The sequence below is a fragment of the Halomonas sp. HG01 genome (assembly GCF_000968715.2).
GTDB lineage: Bacteria > Pseudomonadota > Gammaproteobacteria > Pseudomonadales > Halomonadaceae > Halomonas > Halomonas halophila.
The window spans coordinates 1254924-1269681 of sequence record NZ_CP022134.1; the positions used below are offsets into that span (position 1 = coordinate 1254924).

At 68.1% G+C, this 14758-nt stretch carries 15 protein-coding genes; 12 read left to right on the forward strand and 3 right to left on the reverse strand.

Annotation, left to right across the window (positions count from 1 at the left end):
• Window positions 1-29: 29 nt before the first annotated feature.
• Together UN84_RS05870 and UN84_RS05875 are read right to left on the reverse strand one after the other, a co-directional pair.
• Window positions 30-629: an SCO family protein gene (locus tag UN84_RS05870; protein ID WP_046079707.1), complete on the reverse strand. Its 600-nt coding sequence runs from the start codon at window positions 627-629 to the stop codon at window positions 30-32.
• 11 nt (window positions 630-640) lie between these two features.
• Window positions 641-1501, reverse strand: coding sequence for a cytochrome c oxidase assembly protein (locus UN84_RS05875; RefSeq protein ID WP_046079706.1), 861 nt, complete (start codon window positions 1499-1501; stop codon window positions 641-643).
• Between the two features lie 159 nt (window positions 1502-1660).
• On the opposite strand from UN84_RS05875, the gene UN84_RS05880 reads away from it, so the two are divergent.
• Complete coding sequence (locus UN84_RS05880; RefSeq protein ID WP_046079705.1) at window positions 1661-2545, forward strand: hypothetical protein; 885 nt, start codon at window positions 1661-1663, stop codon at window positions 2543-2545.
• A 52-nt stretch (window positions 2546-2597) separates the two neighbouring features.
• Here the strand turns inward: UN84_RS05880 and UN84_RS05885 are convergent, their stop codons facing one another.
• On the reverse strand, window positions 2598-3677 hold the full coding sequence (locus tag UN84_RS05885) for a 3-deoxy-7-phosphoheptulonate synthase (protein WP_046079704.1): 1080 nt from the start codon (window positions 3675-3677) through the stop codon (window positions 2598-2600).
• Between the two features lie 336 nt (window positions 3678-4013).
• Between UN84_RS05885 and rpoE the strand changes: the two genes are divergently transcribed.
• The 11 genes from rpoE to acpS all read left to right on the forward strand — a co-directional run bounded on the left by rpoE (window position 4014) and on the right by acpS (window position 14732).
• On the forward strand, window positions 4014-4619 hold the full coding sequence (rpoE, locus tag UN84_RS05890; protein ID WP_035596730.1) for an RNA polymerase sigma factor RpoE: 606 nt from the start codon (window positions 4014-4016) through the stop codon (window positions 4617-4619).
• A 193-nt stretch (window positions 4620-4812) separates the two neighbouring features.
• Window positions 4813-5535 (forward strand): sigma-E factor negative regulatory protein, encoded by a 723-nt coding sequence (locus UN84_RS05895; RefSeq protein WP_046079703.1) that lies wholly within the window; start codon window positions 4813-4815, stop codon window positions 5533-5535.
• Window positions 5536-5558: 23 nt separating this feature from the next.
• The gene (locus UN84_RS05900) at window positions 5559-6587 is read left to right on the forward strand and encodes a MucB/RseB C-terminal domain-containing protein (RefSeq protein ID WP_082090923.1); all 1029 of its coding nucleotides are present in this window, start codon (window positions 5559-5561) and stop codon (window positions 6585-6587) included.
• 140 nt (window positions 6588-6727) lie between these two features.
• Window positions 6728-8152 carry a DegQ family serine endoprotease gene (locus tag UN84_RS05905; protein ID WP_046079701.1) on the forward strand — a complete coding sequence of 475 codons (1425 nt, stop codon included), beginning with the start codon at window positions 6728-6730 and terminating at the stop codon, window positions 8150-8152.
• 168 nt (window positions 8153-8320) lie between these two features.
• On the forward strand, window positions 8321-10141 hold the full coding sequence (lepA, locus tag UN84_RS05910; RefSeq protein WP_046079700.1) for a translation elongation factor 4: 1821 nt from the start codon (window positions 8321-8323) through the stop codon (window positions 10139-10141).
• Window positions 10142-10156: 15 nt separating this feature from the next.
• The gene (lepB, locus tag UN84_RS05915) at window positions 10157-10963 is read left to right on the forward strand and encodes a signal peptidase I (protein ID WP_046079699.1); all 807 of its coding nucleotides are present in this window, start codon (window positions 10157-10159) and stop codon (window positions 10961-10963) included.
• A gap of 42 nt (window positions 10964-11005) precedes the next feature.
• Complete coding sequence (rnc, locus tag UN84_RS05920; RefSeq protein WP_046079698.1) at window positions 11006-11695, forward strand: ribonuclease III; 690 nt, start codon at window positions 11006-11008, stop codon at window positions 11693-11695.
• Window positions 11692-12591, forward strand: coding sequence for a GTPase Era (gene era / locus UN84_RS05925; protein WP_035596747.1), 900 nt, complete (start codon window positions 11692-11694; stop codon window positions 12589-12591). The genes rnc and era overlap by 4 nt, the downstream gene beginning before the upstream one ends.
• Window positions 12592-12714: 123 nt before the next feature.
• A complete protein-coding gene (recO, locus tag UN84_RS05930; protein ID WP_046079697.1) occupies window positions 12715-13428 on the forward strand; it encodes a DNA repair protein RecO in 714 nt (237 codons plus the stop codon).
• Window positions 13429-13545: 117 nt separating this feature from the next.
• Window positions 13546-14358 carry a pyridoxine 5'-phosphate synthase gene (pdxJ, locus tag UN84_RS05935; RefSeq protein ID WP_046079696.1) on the forward strand — a complete coding sequence of 271 codons (813 nt, stop codon included), beginning with the start codon at window positions 13546-13548 and terminating at the stop codon, window positions 14356-14358.
• The gene (acpS, locus tag UN84_RS05940; RefSeq protein WP_046079695.1) at window positions 14355-14732 is read left to right on the forward strand and encodes a holo-ACP synthase; all 378 of its coding nucleotides are present in this window, start codon (window positions 14355-14357) and stop codon (window positions 14730-14732) included. The genes pdxJ and acpS overlap by 4 nt, the downstream gene beginning before the upstream one ends.
• The last annotated feature ends 26 nt before the right edge of the window (window positions 14733-14758 follow it).

Consider the following 14758-nt stretch of genomic DNA (forward strand, 5'->3'; position numbering starts at 1 on the left):
CGCTCGCCGGCTTTTACACTCTTGTAAGATCACCCTTCCTCGGCGAGCAGCCGCTCGAGGTCGTGTCGCACGGCCTCGGGGGCGTCGCCGTCGCGGATCAATAGCCGCGCCTCGCCGTCCCGGTCGAAGGCGAAGACGCCGCTCGGATGGGAAATGGCATAGCCGCCGGCGGCGTCCTTCTCTCCGTAGCCGTAGGTCACCCGGTAGCGCTTGGTAAGGGCGTCGAGCTGCGCCCGGCTGCCGGTCAGCCCGACGATGGCCGACCCGAAGGCCTCGGTGTAGGCCGCCAGCCGCTCGGGGTCGTCCCTGGCCGGGTCGACCGAGACGAACAGGATCTGCATATCGTCCCGGGCCTCGGGGGGGAGGTCTCGCACCTGGCCGGCGAGCCGGGCCAGGGTGATCGGGCAGACGTCGGGGCAGTGCGTGTAGCCGAAGAACAGCAGGGCGACGCCACCCCGATAGCGGTCGGCCTCGACCGTCTCGCCGCGTTCGTCGACCAGCGTGAAGGCGAGCGGCGGCATCAGCGAGGCGATGTCCTTGGTCCGCCACTCCGGCTCGCCGCAGCCGGCCATGACCAGCAGGGCGAGAAGGAGGAGTGGCGCGCAGCAACGAGGCGGGGCGGGGGGCATGGCATCTCCTTTCAATGGGCCTGGGGCCGGGTCGGCGATGGCGTGTGGCCTGTCGCCTGGTCGCCACGGCGCAGCTGTCGCAGCACGATCAGGGTGCCGATCACGCTCATCATGGTGGCCGGAATCCAGGTGATCAGCCCGCCGATCTGCTGGTCGACCAGCGGCGCCAGCGGCCAGGCGCGCCCGCACACCTCGTAGACGTCGAACAGCACCGTGGGGCTGAAGGTCAGGTAGGCGCCGAGCAGGATCTGCGGCGGAATCACCACCAGCAGCAGCAGGATGCGCTTCCCGGGGCCTAGTCGGCCATGAGGCGTCAGCACCAGCCACCAGAACAGCAGGCCGTCGAGCAGCATGCTCCAGTTCATCAGCTGGTAGAGATGTCGGCTGAGCATGGCGTCGAAGTGCACCGACGGGATCAGCCAGAAGTAGATCAGACTGACGAACAGCAGCGGTGCGATGAGCGGATGCTGCAGTAGATCCAGCAGCGGGCGGGCGAGGCGGTGCGCCGAGGACGCCCAGGCCGGCAGTCCGGCGGCCAGCGCCCGGGGCGGCGCGGCCAGCACCAGCAGGAAGGGCGCCGCGTGGTGCAGCACCAGATGCTGAGCCCGGTGGGGAAAGAACATGTACTGGGCGAGGTAGTCGTAGCGGGTCTGGCTCACGACGTAGATCAGCGTCAGGCCGATCAGGAAGGTCGCGGGTCGCAGCCACCCCAGTGGCGAGACGTCCGGGTCGAGCGCACGCAGATGACGCACGCCGCGCCAGTAGAGGCCGAGCGCCGCCAGGCAGGCCAGCCCCCATAGCGGCTCGAATTCCCAGGGCGCGAGCCAGTGCAGCGCGGTCGCGAGGATCGAAGGTTCCGTCGACTCGGGCATCCGGGCTCCTCGTGGCGGGCGGCGCCTTTCGCCTCAAGCTAGCCGAGGCATGCCGGGCCGGCAAACGGGCCGCTCCACGATCGTGTCGACGCTTGAAACCCGTGTCAGCGTTGGTCACCATCCCGCGCTCGTGGATCGCGCCTACCGACAGGAGACCCGATGAAACTGATCCTGAGCCGCAAGGGCTTCGATACCTCCGCCGGCGGGGTGCCCAATCCGATCCTGCCCGACGGCCGGCTGCTGGCGCTGCCGATTCCCGATGCGCAGTCGGTGATGCCCTATGAGGCGATCACGCAGCAGGGCGAGCCGCTCGGGCCGCTGGTGCAGGATCTGACCCGGTGGCGTGTCTCGCCGGGTGACGGGGCGCATCTGGATCCCGATCTGCGGGCCGATCAGCATCCGCGCCCGGCAGGCTGGATGCCGCTGTTCGGACAGCGGGGCGCGGCCCAGAGCCATCTGCGCAACCAGGGCGTGGGGGCGGGCGACCTGTTCCTGTTCTTCGGGCTGTTTCGGCCCGTCGAGCGCGTCGACGGTGGCTGGCGCTTCGTGCCCGAGGCGTGGCCGCGTCACCTGTTATGGGGCTGGCTGCAGGTGGGCGAGGCGCTGACGTTGGGCGACCACCTGCCGGCGGGGCTCGAGTGGGCGCGCGAGCATCCGCACTGCCAGCGGCTCGGCGAGGCGCGCAATGCGCTCTATATCGCGCGTCACGCACTGGCGCTGCCGGACGGTGAAGGCGGCGGACTGCCGGGGGCAGGGATCTTTCCCGGGGAAACGCCCCGGCAGCGGCTGACCGCGCCGGACGCCGAGACGGTATCGCAGTGGCGCCTGCCGGGCTGGTGGCATCCCGACGAGGGGCGGGCGCCGCTGACCTATCATGCCGACCCCGGGCGCTGGGAAAGGCGCGGCGACGAGGTCGCGCTGCAGGCCGTGGCGCGAGGGCAGGAGTTCGTGCTGGACGCCGATCAGTATCCCGAGGCGATCCCCTGGGCGCGGGAGTTGATCCGCGAACACGGTGCGCTGGAGCAGGGCGCCCGTTCAGGGTGATACAACGCAGAGGGCCCGCCGAATGGCGGGCCCTTGTCGTGTCAGGCCCAGGTCAGGCGGCCTGGCAGCGCTTGGCCAGCGCCGGGGCCAGCTTGTCGTTCATGGTCTTGAAGGCCTGTTCGGTGGCGTCCCAGTCGATGCAGGCATCGGTGATGGAGACGCCGTAGGTCAGCTGGCTCAGGTCCTCGGGGACCTTCTGGTTGCCCCAGCCGATGTTGGACTCGACCATCAGGCCGATGATCGAACGGTTGCCTTCGAGGATCTGGTTGGTGACGTTCTCCAGCACCAGCGGCTGCAGGCTCGGGTCCTTGTTGGAGTTGGCGTGGGAGCAGTCGATCATGATGTTGGGCGTCACCGCGGCCTTCTGCAGCTCCTGCTCGGCCAGCGCCACGCTGACGCTGTCGTAGTTGGGCTTGCCGTTGCCGCCGCGCAGCACCACGTGGCCGTAGCGGTTGCCACGGGTGCGGATGATCGCCACCTTGCCGGCCTGGTCGATGCCCAGGAAATTGTGCGGATGGGCGACCGACTGCAGGGCGTTGACGGCTACGTCGAGGCTGCCGTCGGTGCCGTTCTTGAAGCCCACGGGGCCGGACAGGCCGGAGGCCATCTCGCGGTGGGTCTGGGACTCGGTGGTGCGCGCACCGATCGCCGACCAGCTGATGCAATCCTGCAGGTACTGGGGAGAGATCGGGTCCAGGGCCTCGGTGGCCAGCGGCAGGCCCATCTCGGCGAGTTCGACCAGCAGGCGCCGTGCGATGTGCAGGCCTTCCTCGATCTCGAACGAGCCGTTGAGATGCGGGTCGTTGATCAGCCCCTTCCAGCCCACGGTGGTGCGCGGCTTCTCGAAGTAGACGCGCATCACGATATAGAGGCTGTCCTTGACCTCGTCGGCCAGACGGCGCAGGCGGCGCGCATAGTCGAGGGCGGCATCGACGTCGTGGATCGAGCAGGGGCCGACCACCATCAGCAGGCGGGGGTCGCGGCCGTCGAGGATGTTCTGGATGACCTGGCGGCCCTCGATCACCGTGCGCTCGGCCTCCTCGGAGAGCGGGATGTCCCGCTTGAGGTCGGCCGGCGGGAGGAGGACGTCCTCGGCCAGGACGTTGAGGTTGTTGACCTGTTGCTCGGACATGGAATTCTGCTACCTGTATCGTGTCAGCGCTGATGCGGTATCAAGCGACTACTATCGCCCGCGTGACGGCCAAATTCAATCGAAGACGGAACTCCCCGGGCGCTTGAGCTGTCACATCGCCCCGCTGGCGGTCCCATGGGTCGCCTCGCCCGGACGGGCGCCCGTGGTGGCGTCCAGGCTTGATGCCGACCGGCGAAACAGGAACACTTGGTCTCCCGCCGAGAACGGCGCACGCTCACCCCAGGGTCTAGGTTGATACATATGGAAGCGACACCCGTCTCATCGCGACGCCCTCTCGAGGCGTCGCGGCAAGCTCCCGCCACGGGGAGGCGCTGAATGAGCCACCGGGAAACCGACCAGCAACTCGTCGAGCGCGCGCAGAAGGGAGATACCCGCGCCTTCGACCTGCTGGTGAAGAAGTACCAGCACAAGATCATCGGCCTGATCGGTCGCTACGTGCACGACCACGCCGAGGTTCAGGACGTGGCCCAGGAGGCATTCATCAAGGCCTACCGGGCGCTGGGCAAGTTTCGCGCCGAGAGTGCCTTCTATACCTGGATGTACCGCATCGCCATCAACACCGCCAAGAACCATCTGGTCTCCAAGGGGCGCCGTCCGCCGGGCAGCGACATGGACATCGTCGATGCCGAGGTGGTCGACCACAGCGGCCGGCTGGCCGACATCGAGACGCCGGAAGCGGCGATGGCGCGGGACGAACTGCAGACGGCCGTGTTCGAGGCCATCGAGGCGTTGCCCGATGACCTGCGCACGGCAATCACCCTGCGCGAGCTCGACGGGCTGTCCTACGAGGACATCGCCAACATCATGGATTGCCCCGTCGGCACGGTGCGCTCGCGCATCTTTCGGGCCCGGGAGGCCGTGGATCAGCACATCCGGCCGCTGGTCGCCACGTCGCGCAACCAGGAAACGGTCACCGAATGAGCCGAATTTTCACCGTTTTTGCCGATTGGCTGAACTGTCGGGCGACAGTGACGTCATATGCGGTGACCGATCCGTACACGATGAGGCAGGGGCCTCTCGACATGGCCGGCATGACGGCCAGTGTGGTCGGGAATCCGGGCTTCCAACAGGCTGCAAGGCAGTGTCGCCTTGACGATTGTGAGGGTGTAGAGACATGAGTCAGAACGCACGGGAATCGCTTTCTGCGCTAATGGACAACGAGGGGGACGAGCTGGAGCTGCGGCGCGTTCTCAAGTCGCTGGATGACGAGCCCGATGCGGCGGATGCCTGGCGCCGCTACCATCTGATGCGCAGTCTGATGCAGCGCGAGAATGAGGCCGATACCTCGGTGGATCTCTCGGCGGGCGTCATGGCTGCCCTGGAGGACGAGCCGGCACCCATGGCCGAGCCGTCGAAGGCCGCGCGTCGCTCCCTGCCGCTGGGGCGCAGCGCCGGCATCGCCGCGGCGGTGTCGCTGATGGTGATCACCGGGGTGCAGTTCTACAACGGCGCTTCCCCGCTGGGCGGTGGCGAGGCGCCGGTGGCGACCAACGCCGGGGTTTCCGGCGCCGGTGCCACCGCCGCCGCGACCCGCGCCTCTTCCGGGCTGGAGGCGCTGGGCGGCGGTAACGCGACCTTCGGCCAGGGGGCGTCGCTGGTCGACATGCCGATGTTCCCGGGCGGCAGCGCCGGCGAACAGGGGCTGATGACCGTCGGTGCCGGCGCGCCCATGGTGCTGTCGCCCGCCCAGCGTCAGTCGCTGCGGATGGATCGCCAGCAGGCGCTGCTGTTGCAGTCCTACCTGGATCGTCATGCCGAGGGTGCGGCGGCCACCGGGGGCGATTCCTGGATGCCCCTGCTGCGGGCCTCGGGAAGCGAGTCGCTGGGGCAGCGCTGATGGCGTCCCGGCGAAGGCGGTCGGTGCGCCTGCGGGCGTGGCGGCTGGTCAGCGCCGCTTGCATGGTCGCCGCCCTGGCTCCCGTCGCCCAGGCGTCGACCGGCATCGACTGTGCCCGGCTCGCCGAGCAGGACGAACCCGACTCGGCGCAGGCCTGGTACGAGCGCAGTCTCTGGGCCAGCCACTGCTACGACTTCCGGGCCAGGGCCGTGCGCATCGGCAGCGACGGGGTGCGCACCCTGGCCCTGTCTCACGAGGTCAAGGACGGCGTGGAGCGCGAGCGGGCCCGTTTCCTGGATGGCCCGGCCGTGGCCTTCGAGCGCGAGGGGCGCATCGCGCGTCCCGGTGGCCTGGCCAGCGCCGACGCCCGGGCCCAGGCGACTCCGCCCCATACCCTCGTCGAGCACCTCGACAGCCTCTATCGGCTCCAGCTTTCCGGCGCGGATCGCATCGCGGGTCGCGCCAGCGTGCGCCTGGACATCGAACCCCTCGATGATCATCGCTATGGTCATCGCCTGTGGCTCGATGCCGCCACTGGCCTGCCGCTGAAGAAGATCCTGCTCGACGAGCGGGGGCGGGTGCTCGAGACCTTCCAGATCACCGAGCTGCATGCTCCCGGCCTCCATCGCGGAGGCATCGAGCTGGTGTCGGCCGCGCCGCCTCCCGACGTGCCCTGGCGTCCTGGCTGGTTACCCGAGGGGTTCGTGTCCCAGCCCGTGGCGCCACAGGGCGAGCGCCACCCTAGCCCCCGTCACCGTATCTATGGCGACGGCCTCTCGACCCTGAGCCTGTTCGTCGAGCCCCTCGAGGATCGCGACCTCCTGATGCCCGGTCTTCATCGCCTGGGCGTCTCCCATGCGGCGGTGCTGCACCGGGAGCTGGGCGATCGTCCGCGGCAGGTCGTCGCCATGGGGGAGCTGCCCGCCGACGTGCTGCGTCGGGTCGTCGAGTCCGTGGTCTGGGTCGAGGACAGCGAGGGTGGCGAAATGGCCGATGCCCCCGACGAGACGACGGCGGAGCAGGCGGAGCCGGACGGCGATGACGCGCGCTGAGATTCACCCTTCCTCCGAAACGAACCCGGCATCGGGCCACCCCGGCTCGAACGGCCGTGCTGAACCTTTTGCCCGCTCCGGGGTTAAGGGGTAGGGCAGATGTCCTTGCCATCCATTGCACCTTGTCACAGGAGTCATTCATGACACGCATGACGCGCACGCTATCCCTCTGGGTGCTGCTGGTCGTGGGGCTGTTCGCCGCGCAGTCCGCCATGGCCCGCGAGTTGCCGGACTTCACCGAGCTGGTGAAGGATGCCGCCCCGGGGGTCGTCAATATCTCCACCTCGCGCATGGTCGAGCGTCCCGACTCGCCCTTCCGCGGCTTCGGCAATCAGGAGATCCCCGAGATCTTCCGTCACTTCTTCGGCGACCAGCTGCCGATGCCGCGTGGCCAAGGGCCGGGACGCAGCCACAGCGAGGAGCGCCAGTCGCTGGGATCGGGCTTCATCATCAGTGAAGACGGCTACATCATGACCAATGCCCACGTGGTCGATGGCGCCGATCAGATCCTGGTGCGGCTCAACGACCGCCGCGAACTCGAGGCCGAGCTGGTGGGGGCCGACGAGAAGACCGACGTGGCGGTGCTCAAGGTCGAGGCCAGCGACCTGCCGACCCTGGAGCTCGGCGACTCCGACCGGCTCGAGGTGGGCGAATGGGTGGCGGCCATCGGTTCGCCGTTCGGCTTCGACCACTCGGTGACCTCCGGCATCGTCAGCGCCATCAACCGTACTCTGCCGCGGGATGCCTACGTGCCCTTCATCCAGACCGACGTGGCCATCAACCCCGGCAATTCCGGCGGTCCGCTGTTCAACCTCGACGGCGAAGTGGTCGGCATCAACTCCCAGATCTTCACCCGCAGCGGCGGCTTCATGGGGCTGTCCTTCGCGATTCCCATCAACGTGGCGATGGACGTGGCCGACCAGCTCAGGTCCAGCGGCTCCGTCGAGCGCGGCTGGCTCGGCGTGATGATCCAGCCGGTGTCACGGGAGCTGGCCGAATCCTTCGGCATGGACAATCCGGAAGGCGCGCTGATCGCCGATCTCGACCCCGAGGGGCCGGCGGCCCAGGGCGGGCTCCAGGCCGGCGACGTCATCCTCTCGGTCGACGGCGAAACCGTCGATCGTTCCAGCAAGCTGCCGCGCCTGATCGGCCACGTCTCGCCGGGCGGCGATGTGGCGATCACGGTGCTGCGTGACGGCGAGCGCCAGACCCTGGACGTCGAGGTCGGCGAGTGGCCGGACAGCCAGAAGGCCGGGGACAGCAGCGACGGCGATGCTTCGCCCGCCCGCCTCGGCGTGGTGGTCCAGTCCCTCGACGAGACCCAGCGCAGCAAGATGGAGCTCGATCACGGTGTCCAGGTCACTCGGGTCGATCCCGACGGCATCGCCGCGGCTGCCGGCATCCGTACCGGCGACGTGCTGGTCAGCATCGCCCACCAGGCGGTGGAGAGCCCCGCGCAGCTCGCCGAGCTGGTCGCCGAGCTGCCGGCCGGCAGCGCGGTGCCGGTACGGCTGTATCGCGACGGCCGTTCCTACTACGTGGCCCTGCGCCTGGCCGACGACTGAGCCTGACCCGCTCTCGTCGTGACCCGCGACCCGACGGCCCGCGCCGTCGGGTCGCTGTATCTGGAAGGCGCATCCCGCTACAATGCCGCCATCTCACTCGACGCACCCGAAGAGGGCGGCAAGCCTGTAGTCAGTATAGGGTTGTGTACACGAACCGGATCTTTTCGAATGTCAGAAAGCGATAACCGCAAAGTAATCAATGGGATACGGAACTTCTCCATTATCGCCCACATCGATCATGGCAAGTCGACCCTGGCCGACCGCCTGATCCAGACCTGTGGCGGGCTCACCGAACGCGAGCTCAAGGAGCAGGTCCTCGATTCCATGGACCTGGAGCGTGAGCGCGGCATCACCATCAAGGCCCAGTCGGTGACGCTGGATTATCAGGCCGCGGACGGCAATACCTATCAGTTGAACTTCATCGACACCCCGGGGCACGTGGACTTCTCCTACGAGGTCTCGCGCTCGCTGTACGCCTGCGAGGGTGCTCTGCTGGTGGTCGATGCCGGCCAGGGCGTCGAGGCCCAGTCGGTGGCCAACTGCTACACCGCCATCGAGCAGGGTCTCGAGGTGCTGCCGGTGCTCAACAAGATGGACCTGCCCCAGGCCGACCCGGACAAGGTGTCCACCGAGATCGAGGAGATCATCGGCCTGGACGCCACCGACGCCTGCCAGGTCTCGGCCAAGAGCGGGCTCGGCATCGACGCGCTGCTCGAGCGCCTGGTGCGCGACATCCCGCCGCCCAAGGGCGACCCCGAGGCGCCGCTGCAGGCGCTGATCATCGACTCGTGGTTCGATAACTACCTGGGCGTGGTGTCGCTGGTGCGGATCTTCGACGGCACGCTGAAGAAGGGCGACAAGATCCGCATGACCTCCACCGGCCGCGACTGGCAGGCCAACGAGGTCGGCATCTTCACGCCGCTGCGCCGCGAGACCGGCGTCCTGCGCGCCGGCGAGGTCGGTTTCGTGGTCGCCGGTATCAAGGACATCCACGGTGCGCCGGTGGGTGACACCATCACCCATGCCAAGACGCCGGACGTCAAGCGCCTGCCGGGCTTCCAGAAGGTCAAGCCGCAGGTCTATGCCGGCATGTTCCCGGTCTCCTCCGATGACTACGAGGAGTTCCGCGACGCCCTGGAGAAGCTGGCGCTCAACGATGCCTCGCTGGACTACGAGCCGGAGAACTCCGACGCCCTGGGCTTCGGCTTCCGGGTCGGCTTCCTCGGCACCCTGCACATGGAGATCATCCAGGAGCGGCTGGAGCGCGAGTACAATCTCGACCTGCTGACCACCGCGCCGACGGTGATCTATGAGCTGCTGATGAAGGACGGCGAGGTCCGCTACGTCTCCAACCCGTCCAAGCTGCCGGACATGGCCGACGTCGAGGAGATGCGCGAGCCGGTGGTGCGGGCCAGCATCCTGGTGCCCCAGGAGTTCGTCGGCAACGTCATCGCCGAGTGCGAGCAGCGTCGCGGCACCCAGCTCGACATGCTGTTCCTCGGCAGCCAGATCCAGCTCACCTACGAGCTGCCCATGGCCGAGGTGGTGATGGACTTCTTCGATCGCCTGAAGTCGATCTCCAAGGGCTACGCCTCGCTTGAATACAACTTCGAGCGTTTCGAGGCCGCCCAGCTGGTGCGTCTCGACGTGCTGATCAACGGCGACCGGGTCGATGCCCTGGCCATCATCATCCACCGCGACCATGCCCATTCCCGTGGCCGGGCGCTGGTCGAGAAAATGAAGGAGCTGATCCCGCGCCAGATGTTCGACGTGGCCATCCAGGCGGCGATCGGCGGCCAGGTGGTGGCACGTTCCACCGTCAAGGCGATGCGCAAGAACGTGACCGCCAAGTGCTACGGCGGCGACGCCTCGCGCAAGAAGAAGCTGCTCGAGAAGCAGAAGGCGGGCAAGAAACGCATGAAGCAGGTCGGCCGGGTGGAAATCCCCCAGGATGCCTTCCTCGCCGTGCTCAAGGTCAACGACGACTAGGGAAGGCAACGACCGATGGACTTCACACTCCTGCTGACGGTGGCCGTGCTGGTCACCGGCGCGATCTGGCTGCTCGAGCTGATCTGGTGGCGGCCGGCGCGCCGGGGCCGCCTGACGGCCAGCGTCGAGGCCGGCACCACCGAGGGCGCCGACCCCGCCGCCCGCGAGAAGGCGCTCAAGGAGCCCTGGCCGGTGGACTACGCACGCTCCTTCTTCCCGGTGCTGCTGGTGGTGCTGGTGCTGCGCAGTTTCGTGGTAGAGCCCTTCCAGATCCCGTCGGGCTCGATGCGCCCGACCCTCGAGGTGGGGGACTTCATCCTGGTCAACAAGTTTGCCTATGGCCTGCGCCTGCCGGTGCTGGACACCAAGGTCGTCGACGTGGGCGAGCCCGAGCGCGGCGACGTCATGGTGTTCCGCTTCCCCAACGATCCCTCGGTCGACTTCATCAAGCGCGTGGTCGGCCTGCCGGGCGACCGCATCCGCTACGAGGGCAAGCAGCTGTTCGTCAACGGCGAACCGGTGCCCAAGACGCTGCTCGAGAACGGCCCCGAGTCGGCGCCCGGCGAACGGCTGCTGGAAGAGCAGCTGGGCGAGGCGCCGCACCCTATCTACAATAATCCACGCGATCCCGGCCCGCAGATGCGCGAGATCACGGTGCCCCCCGGTCACTACTTCACCATGGGGGACAACCGCGATCACTCCAACGACAGCCGCTACTGGGGCTTCGTGCCGGAGCAGAACATCGTGGGCAAGGCCTTCGCCGTCTGGATGCACTGGAATGGCGGGCTGCCGAATTTTACCAGTGTACGCCGTATCCAATGAATGCCGGGAGCGGCATTCCTTGCATGACATAGCAGGAGCTTCGTGAGCAATTCCCTGACCCAATTCAGCCGCCGCATCGGCCATGACTTCGCGCAGCCCGACCTGCTCGAGCTGGCCCTGACCCACCGCAGCTACGGCGGCCGCAACAACGAACGCCTGGAGTTCCTCGGCGACTCCATCGTCAACTTCGTCATCGCCGAGGACCTCTTCCAGCGCTTCCCGCAGGCGCGGGAAGGACAGCTGTCGCGCCTGCGTGCACGCCTCGTCAAGGGCCAGACCCTGGCCGAGCTGGCCCGTGAGATGGAGTTCGGTGGCCACCTGCGGCTGGGCTCCGGCGAGATGAAGAGCGGCGGCCATCGCCGCGACTCGATCCTCGCCGATGCGGTCGAGGCGGTGATCGGTGCCATCTATCTGGACGCCGGCATGGAAACCGCCCGGGCCCGCGTGCTGGCCTGGTACGCCGAGCGCCTGGAGGCCATCAACCTGCAGGACACCCAGAAGGATCCCAAGACCCGGCTGCAGGAGTTCCTGCAGTCGCGTCAGTCGGCGCTGCCGCGCTACGAGGTGATCTCGGTGGAGGGCGAGGCCCATGCCCAGACCTTCACCGTCGAATGCCACGTGGAGATGCTCGAGGAGCATACCCGGGGGATCGGATCCAGCCGCCGCCACGCCGAACAGCAGGCCGCCGAGATGGCCCTGTCCCGCCTCGAAGGCCATGGAGGTCGCTCATGACACAACGCTGTGGTTTCGTGGCCATCGTCGGCCGCCCCAACGTCGGCAAGTCGACGCTGATGAACCGCATTCTCGGTCAGAAGATCTCCATCACCTCGCGGCGCCCGCAGACCACGCGCCATCAGGTGATGGGCATCAAGACCGAGGGCGACGACCAGTTCATCTACGTCGACACCCCGGGCATTCACATCCTCGAGAAGGATCGTGACAAGGCCATCAACCGCTTCATGAACCAGGCCGCCACCCAGGCCCTGCGTGACGTGGATGCAGTGGTCTTCATCATCGACCGCACGCGCTGGACCCAGGAAGATCAGGTGGTGCTCGACCGCCTGGCCAAGGTCGAGGTGCCGGTGATCCTGGCGGTCAACAAGGTCGATCGCCTCAAGGACAAGAAGGAACTGCTGCCCTGGCTGGAATCGGTCGGTGCGCGGCGGGACTTCGCCGCCATCGTGCCGATTGCCGCCAAGCACGGCACGCACGTGGAGGCGCTCGAGGCCGAGGTCGCCAAGCACCTGCCCGAGAGCATCCACTACTTCCCCGAGGATCAGGTCACCGACAAGAGCCAGCGTTTCCTGGCCGCGGAACTGGTGCGCGAAAAGGTCATGCGCCAGCTCGGCGACGAGCTGCCCTACCAGATGACCGTCGAGATTGAGGAGTTCCGCGACGAGGGTCGGGTGGTGCACATCAGCGCCCTGATCATGGTCGAGCGCCACGGGCAGAAGAAGATCCTGATCGGCGAGCGCGGCGAGCGGATCAAGAAGATCGGCCGCGAGGCGCGCCTCGACATGGAACGGGCGCTGGACGCCAAGGTCATGCTCAACCTCTGGGTCAAGGTCAAGAGCGGCTGGTCCGACGACGAGCGGGCCTTGAAGAGCCTGGGCTACGATTTAGACTGATTTCGAGCTTCGAGCTTCGAGCTTCGAGCTTCGAGCTTCGAGCTTCGAGCTTCGAGCTTCGAGCTTCGAGCTTCGAGCTTCGAGCTTCGAGCTTCGAGCTTCGATTCTCTTGAACGGCGTCTTATGATCCCCCAGCCGGCCTATCTGCTGCACAAGCGCCCCTACCGTGAGACCAGCGCCCTGGTCGAGCTTCTGACGCTCGATCACGGGCGCGTGCGGGCCGTGGCACGAGGCGTGCAGCGCCCGGGCAGTCGTGCCCGGGCGACCCTTCAGCCCTTCGCGCCGCTGCACATCACCTGGAGCGGTCAGGGCGAGCTCAAGCGCCTGTCGCTGATGGAGAGCCGTGCGCCGGCGGCGATGTTGGTGGGGGAGGGGCTGCTGTGCGGCCTCTACGCCAACGAGCTGCTGACCCGGCTGCTGCCGGTGGAGCTGCCGGTGGCTGATGTCTTCGCCTTCTACGCCGCCGCCCTGGAGGCGCTGTCGCGCCCCGACGGCCGGGCCGGGGCCCTGCGTCGCCTGGAGCTGTCGCTGCTCGAGGCGCTGGACGCCGAGCCGCGCTTCTGCACCCCGGGCGGCGAGTCCCTCAACCCCCAGACGCGCTATCGCTTCGACGTCGATTCCCGCGCCTTCCTGCCCGCCGAGACCGGCATCGACGGGCGTACGCTCAAGCTGCTGTCCGGCGGCGACTGGCGCGAACCGGGGCTCGCCGGTCCGGCCAAGGCGGTGACCCGGGCGGCGCTGGCGCCGCTGCTGGGCAGCCGGCCGCTGCGCTCCCGGGAGTGGATGCAGCAGCTGGTGGCGCGGCGCCGGACCGGCGAGAGCGCCGCCCGCGGCTGAACGGCCCGGCCTGAACGGTATGTTCCGGACGGCGGGCCAGGGCGCTTGGGCGACCGTCCGCTTACCCTTATCCTTGTGACCCTGTTTCCCTCGTATTCCGGACCTGGAGAGTTTCCCATGCATCCTCCCCGCATCCTGCTCGGCGTCAACATCGACCATATCGCCACCCTGCGTCAGGCGCGCGGCACTCGCTATCCCGATCCCGTCCAGGCGGCGCTGCTGGCCGAGGAGGCCGGGGCCGACGGCATCACCGTCCACCTGCGCGAGGACCGCCGGCACATCCAGGAGCGTGACGTGCGGCTGCTGGCCGAGGTGCTCAACACGCGCATGAACCTGGAAATGGCGGTCACCGAGGCGATGCTGGCGCTGGCCGAGGAGATTCGCCCGGCCCACGTGTGCCTGGTGCCGGAGAAGCGCGAGGAACTGACCACCGAGGGTGGCCTGGATGTGGTCGGCGGCTTCGAGGCGATCGAGGCGGCCTGCCGCCGTCTCGCCGCGGCGGGCTCGGAAGTGTCGCTGTTCATTGACCCGGAGCCGGCGCAGATCGAGGCGGCGGCCAAGGCCGGGGCGCCGGTGATCGAGCTGCACACCGGGGCCTATGCCGAGGCCAAGGGCGCGGAGGCGGCCGCCGAGCACGCCCGTCTGGTCGCCGCCGCGGAGATGGCCGGCGAGCTGGGGCTGACCGTCAACGCCGGGCACGGCCTGCACTACCATAACGTCGAGGCCATCGCCGCCATCCCGGGGCTGCACGAACTCAACATCGGCCACGCCATCATCGCGCGGTCGCTGTTCGTCGGTCTCAAGGAGGCGGTGGCGGAGATGAAGCGCCTGGCCATCGCCGGCCAGGAGGCGGGATTCGTGGCGGCGCTCGATGAGCACGATCACGAGCATGATCACGACCATCAGGCCGACGGCAGCTGCTGCGGATGATCCTCGGGGTCGGCACCGACATCGCCCGGGTGGCGCGCTTCGAGACCGCCCAGGCGCGTCACGGCGAGCGCTTCGCCCGGCGGGTGCTGGGCGACGACGAGCTGGCAGGGTATCGGGAGCGCGGTCAGCCGGCCGCCTTCCTGGCCAAGCGTTTCGCCGCCAAGGAGGCCTTCGTCAAGGCGCTGGGCACCGGGCTGCGTCACGGCATGCGCTGGAGCGAGATCCAGGTGGTCAACGATGCCCTCGGGCGTCCGGCGCTGGTGCTGTCCGGGCGTGCCCGGGAGCTGGCCGAGGCCGAAGGCGTCAGGAACCTTCACCTGTCGCTGTCCGACGAGGCGGCCTTCGCCGTGGCCTTCGTGGTGCTCGAGGCCTGAGGCGGGGTGCCGGGGCGTCCCGGCAC

Coding starts and splice junctions, on each gene's coding strand:
- acpS (WP_046079695.1), top strand. CDS start 14,355: ATGATCCTCGGGGTCGGCACCGACATCGCCCGGGTGGCGCGCTTCGAG.
- UN84_RS05870 (WP_046079707.1), bottom strand. CDS start 629: ATGCCCCCCGCCCCGCCTCGTTGCTGCGCGCCACTCCTCCTTCTCGCC.
- UN84_RS05885 (WP_046079704.1), bottom strand. CDS start 3,677: ATGTCCGAGCAACAGGTCAACAACCTCAACGTCCTGGCCGAGGACGTC.
- recO (WP_046079697.1), top strand. CDS start 12,715: ATGATCCCCCAGCCGGCCTATCTGCTGCACAAGCGCCCCTACCGTGAG.
- lepB (WP_046079699.1), top strand. CDS start 10,157: ATGGACTTCACACTCCTGCTGACGGTGGCCGTGCTGGTCACCGGCGCG.
- pdxJ (WP_046079696.1), top strand. CDS start 13,546: ATGCATCCTCCCCGCATCCTGCTCGGCGTCAACATCGACCATATCGCC.
- era (WP_035596747.1), top strand. CDS start 11,692: ATGACACAACGCTGTGGTTTCGTGGCCATCGTCGGCCGCCCCAACGTC.
- UN84_RS05880 (WP_046079705.1), top strand. CDS start 1,661: ATGAAACTGATCCTGAGCCGCAAGGGCTTCGATACCTCCGCCGGCGGG.
- UN84_RS05905 (WP_046079701.1), top strand. CDS start 6,728: ATGACACGCATGACGCGCACGCTATCCCTCTGGGTGCTGCTGGTCGTG.
- UN84_RS05875 (WP_046079706.1), bottom strand. CDS start 1,501: ATGCCCGAGTCGACGGAACCTTCGATCCTCGCGACCGCGCTGCACTGG.
- UN84_RS05895 (WP_046079703.1), top strand. CDS start 4,813: ATGAGTCAGAACGCACGGGAATCGCTTTCTGCGCTAATGGACAACGAG.
- rpoE (WP_035596730.1), top strand. CDS start 4,014: ATGAGCCACCGGGAAACCGACCAGCAACTCGTCGAGCGCGCGCAGAAG.
- lepA (WP_046079700.1), top strand. CDS start 8,321: ATGTCAGAAAGCGATAACCGCAAAGTAATCAATGGGATACGGAACTTC.